The 4,430-nt window shown below is 59.7% G+C and carries 4 protein-coding genes; all 4 read right to left on the reverse strand.

Annotation, left to right across the window (positions count from 1 at the left end; genetic code table 11):
- Window positions 1–660, reverse strand: a 660-nt coding sequence (ccsA, locus tag HY896_12770; protein MBI5577218.1) for a cytochrome c biogenesis protein CcsA, incomplete at its 3' end; no start/stop codon positions are given.
- Between the two features lie 45 nt (window positions 661–705).
- Window positions 706–2,085: a cytochrome c biogenesis protein ResB gene (locus HY896_12775; GenBank protein ID MBI5577219.1), complete on the reverse strand. Its 1,380-nt coding sequence runs from the start codon at window positions 2,083–2,085 to the stop codon at window positions 706–708.
- A gap of 136 nt (window positions 2,086–2,221) precedes the next feature.
- Window positions 2,222–2,566, reverse strand: coding sequence for a cytochrome c3 family protein (locus HY896_12780; protein MBI5577220.1), 345 nt, complete (start codon window positions 2,564–2,566; stop codon window positions 2,222–2,224).
- A 27-nt stretch (window positions 2,567–2,593) separates the two neighbouring features.
- Window positions 2,594–4,411 (reverse strand): FAD-dependent oxidoreductase, encoded by a 1,818-nt coding sequence (locus HY896_12785; GenBank protein MBI5577221.1) that lies wholly within the window; start codon window positions 4,409–4,411, stop codon window positions 2,594–2,596.
- Window positions 4,412–4,430: the final 19 nt, after the last annotated feature.

Consider the following 4,430-nt stretch of genomic DNA (forward strand, 5'->3'; position numbering starts at 1 on the left):
CTTCGGGTCCCACGACCAGTACGTCCCCCACGCGTAGTTCGCCCACGCGGCACCCGTTATGATCCCTGCGGTCAGGAACGGGAACCCCCAGATGATGGCCTTGTAAACCAACTCGTCCAGCATCTTGCTGTTGGGGAAGAGTCCGGCAACCCCGCTGCTGTCCTTCGCTTCCTCACGCTTCGCCTTGATGAGATACATCACCGCAACACCGGCGGAAACCGCGAACGCGGCATAGCCGATGAAGCATGTGATCACGTGGGCGTGGAGCCAGTAGGACTGAAGCGCAGGCACCAGAGGCTGGATGCTGCTCTCGTTGGTGAACGCGAACACCATGGTGACGAAGGCGATCGGCATTACGAAAGCGCCGAAGGTGCTGTTCTTGTACTTCCATTCCACCAGGAGGTAGAAGAGGTTTACCGACCATGCGAAAAACACCAGTGACTCGTAAAGGTTGGTCACCGGGATGCGCCCGATTCCCATTTTGTAGGATTCGGCCCAGCGGACGCCGATGGCCGCGGTCGACGCCAGGGCGGCGGCGATGCAGATCCACGATCCGATGCGGGCAAGGGTATCTTTTTTTCCGTAGAGAGCGGCGACGTAGCTGACCGAAGCCGCGCCGAACAGCAGGGTCGTAAGATCGAAAAGGCGGACATTCAACATGGCTTTACGGCTCCCGTTGCGTTCCCAGGGCGACAGTCGGGCCGCTCATATGGCGACCGCCTTCATATCGTCCTGTATTTTCTCAAATTTCTTTTCAAAGGCAAGCCTGTTTCTATGCGCCGACCCGGCGAGGACGACATCCACGCGTCCATCCGTTGCAGGCGCCAGTCGTATCCACAGGCGTTGATGCGACATAAAGAAAGCGATGATTATACCTATAACCATCAGGGTACACCCGACCCAGACGATGTTCACCCCGGGATCCTTCGCCACCTGGAGGCCCGTGAAGAACCCCTGGCTCAAACCGCCGAATGAAAACGTCATCCGGTCGTTGCGTTTCCGGTCGAAATCGGGTTTTCCCTGCGGCAGCCACGCCTGGTTGGGCTGCGCTCCCGGTTTCTCGAGCACAACGAGGAGCGCCGGTCCGAGCCCCTGGAAGTTCTGTTGATAATCTATGCCGGTGACGAAGCCGTATCCCGGCACCTCCGTCTTCTGGCCGGCGGAGATCGACAGGCTCGTCACGGGAGCCCCCGCAGCATCGTGCACCGTCACCTGCGCGGCAGCGGAGCCCGTCGGCCCGTAACTCGACTGGTAGAACCAGACTCCCTTGTACTGGAGGGGATCGTTGACGACGATCTTCTTCCTCATCACTTCGCGGCCGCCCTCGATGATGCTGAGGTCGGAAGCGTATTCCTTCGGCTGCTGCGTCGGGTTCCCGAATTGATCGGTGTAGAACGTGAGGCTGAACTTGTTGCAGCGCACCGAGAAATCCAGGTCTACCGGCAGTGTTCCTCCCCGCGTGGGAACCTGCGAGATAGTGGCTCCCTCGGGGATGTTTACGTACCCCTTGTAGCCGAAGACGTTTCCGATGATCGCGCCGATGAAGATGATGACGATGGACAGGTGGGTCACATACACGCCGAACCGCGACGCGATCCCGGATTCGGAGTAAAGGTGGACCGTATCGCTGTTCTTCGTCACGCGGGGCTTGCCGATGGCTTTTCCCATCGCATCGGCGTACTTGTCCGCCCAGGCGTCCACGGCCCCCTTCTTTTTCCATCGGTCGATGAGCCCGAGGCTTTTTTCGAGCCCTTCGTCCAGCGTCGTCTTCGGGTTCCTGACGATTTTCACCACCCGCGGAAGCCGGTCGATCGTGCAGCATGACAGGTTCACTGTGAAGAGCATCAGGAGCAGGAGGAACCACCAGGAATGGTACATGTCGAAGAGATTCAGGGCGTCCATTATCCTGAAACTGGCCTCGGTATAGACCTGCTGGTACTTCTCCAGCGGCTGGTTCTGCTCGATGACCGTGCCGAATATGGATGCGGCGGCCAGGATGATCAGGACACTGATCGCCAGCTTGAGCGAAGTGAAGAAATTCCACACCTTGTCCATCGTGGATTGACTGCGCTTATCTTCTGCCATGGGAAGTCACCTTCGGATGATGGGTAAACGTATACAGTATACTAATACTTATCTGGAAGGGGAAGCGTCAAATTGAAAAGAGGGAGGGCGGCATCCCCCCGCCCCCCCGTTTCCTTCAGGAGCATCTCCCTTTCGCCTACTTCTTGTGGCAATCGTCGCACTTCGTCGGGCCTTTCTGCTGCTTCTTGTGGCAGTCCCTGCATTTGGCGTGCAGAGCTTCCTTGAAGTCGGGAGTCTTCCCTTCCGCCTTCGCCTTGTGGCAGGTGGAGCACTTCTCCTCCTTGCCGGCCTCGTTCTTGTGGTGGCACTCCTTGCAGTTCTTGATCTTGTCCGCGTGCGCCTTGTGGTTGAACTGCACCGCCGCCTTGGACTTCTTGACGAAATCAATGGAGACCTTTTCCGGCGCGCCTGCGCCGATCACCACTCCGGCCGAGAACATGACCGCTACAACGACCGCCAGGAAAGTTGCGAACTTCTTCATCCAAACTCACCTCCCCCCCCGTTTTGTTTATAACCAGAGATTGCACCTTGCGCAGCGTTCGGTTTCGTGATGAACGCTTTCCTCTGGGAATCTCTTTTCCACTTCATGGAACGTCCGCCTGCTTTCCTCGGGCGACAACCGCGGCGCCTGCCTTCGGATCCGCCACTCGGGCCGGTCGGTGACCTGCGGCTCGGACGCGCGGCGGTAGTTGTCCTCGAACCGTGCTTTTCTGACCTCTTGGACGCAAAGGTCCTCATAGATATTCAACGCCGCCGCTCTGCCGGATGCTGATGCTTCGACAACGGACCCGGGACCGCGAACGCAGTCCCCGCAGATATAGGAGGAGATATTAATTTCCTTTCCCCGAAAATGCAACCGGTAAACGTGACGGGCCGGATCGATCGCTTTTCGTGATGCCGTGGCCGGAAGAAAATCCATTTCGGCGCGGCTGCCGATCGCCATGACGATCATATCCGCGGGTACGTCGAACTCGCTTCCCAGCACCGTGCGCGGCACGATGCGTCCCTTCGCGTCGAACTCTATCTTTTCGACCTCGAGCGCCTCGAACCCCTCCACCCTTCCGTGCCGGACGAGGAACTTCTTGACCGCGGTGGAGGGAATGATCTTGATGCCCTCCGCTATCGCATCCTCCACTTCCCACGGAAATGCCGGCATCGCCTCCCTCGATTCGAGGCAGGCGACCGTCACGTCGTGCGTTCCGAGGCGCAGCGCCACGCGGGCCACGTCGATGGCCACGTTTCCGCCGCCTACGATGACCATCCTGCCGTATGTCCGGAACGGCTTGCCGCGCCGGGCGGCTGCGAGAAACGTGAGGGCATCGTGGAACCCTTCCTTTTCCCCCCCCGCGCCTGGAAGGCGGATCGGCTCTCCCGCCCCCACCGCCAGCAGCACGGCCTGGTACCCCTGTTTCTCGAGGTCTGCGAACGTGAAGTCCCTTCCTAAACGCATGCCCCCCCGGAACCGGACGTCCCGGGCGAAAATCGTCTTGAGGTCTTCGGCCCCCGCATCGCAGGGAAAACGGAACTCCGCGACGGCGTATCTCATCATGCCGCCCGGTTCCTCGTTCGCGTCGAAAACGGTCACACGGCTCCCCAATCGGGCGAGGGTATTGGCGGCGGAAAGGCCGGCGGGACCGGCGCCGACGACGGCGACTTTCGGCGAGCGGTCATCCTCGTTCACCTCGGAAGACGGAGAGATCCCTGCCGCATATCCGAGATCGGAAAGGAAACGCTTGACCGCCATGATGGAGATCGGGGCATTGTATTCGTTGCGGACGCACTTCTGCTCGCAGGGATGGGGGCATGCCCTTCCGCAGAATGCCGCGAAGGGAAGCCTGTCGTGGACCAGCGCGAGCGATTCGAGTATGCGCCCTTCCCGGATGAGAGCGAGATAATCCGGGATATGCAGGCCGGAGGGACACGCGGCCTGGCAGGGCGCCAGGGTTTCCTTGTATCCCCGCCCCGCTGTCAGGCGGGCAAGGTAGTATATCAGCACGAATTCCAGCAGCAGGACGGCGTGTCCGATCGTCGGCCCCTGCCATACGCTCAGGACAAGGCCCATGCTCAACGGTATGAGCGACGCCCAGAAGATCCCTTCGGCATACCTCCCCGAATATATATGCCCGAGCCCCGGATAGATGAGGGAAAGAGTGGCCGAAATCCGGAAAATTCTCGCCCGGTTGATCTCCCACAGCAGGCGGTCGCGCTGGTTCACCCTGCCCGAACAGCGCTTGCACCTCTTCTCTTCCCCCTTGCGTTCGACTTCGCAAAGGAGGCAATCCTTGTAGCCGAATCGCAGGAAGTTTTCCGGGCTCAGAAAATCCATAACCTTTCTATTCTTGGCA

The organism is Deltaproteobacteria bacterium (assembly GCA_016218975.1).
Classification (GTDB): domain Bacteria; phylum Desulfobacterota; class Deferrimicrobia; order Deferrimicrobiales; family Deferrimicrobiaceae; genus JAENIX01.

Bases quoted from the DNA above. Each gene is read 5' to 3' on its own strand.
- HY896_12780 (MBI5577220.1), bottom strand. From the start codon at position 2,566: ATGAAGAAGTTCGCAACTTTCCTGGCGGTCGTTGTAGCGGTCATGTTC.
- HY896_12785 (MBI5577221.1), bottom strand. From the start codon at position 4,411: ATGGATTTTCTGAGCCCGGAAAACTTCCTGCGATTCGGCTACAAGGAT.
- HY896_12775 (MBI5577219.1), bottom strand. From the start codon at position 2,085: ATGGCAGAAGATAAGCGCAGTCAATCCACGATGGACAAGGTGTGGAAT.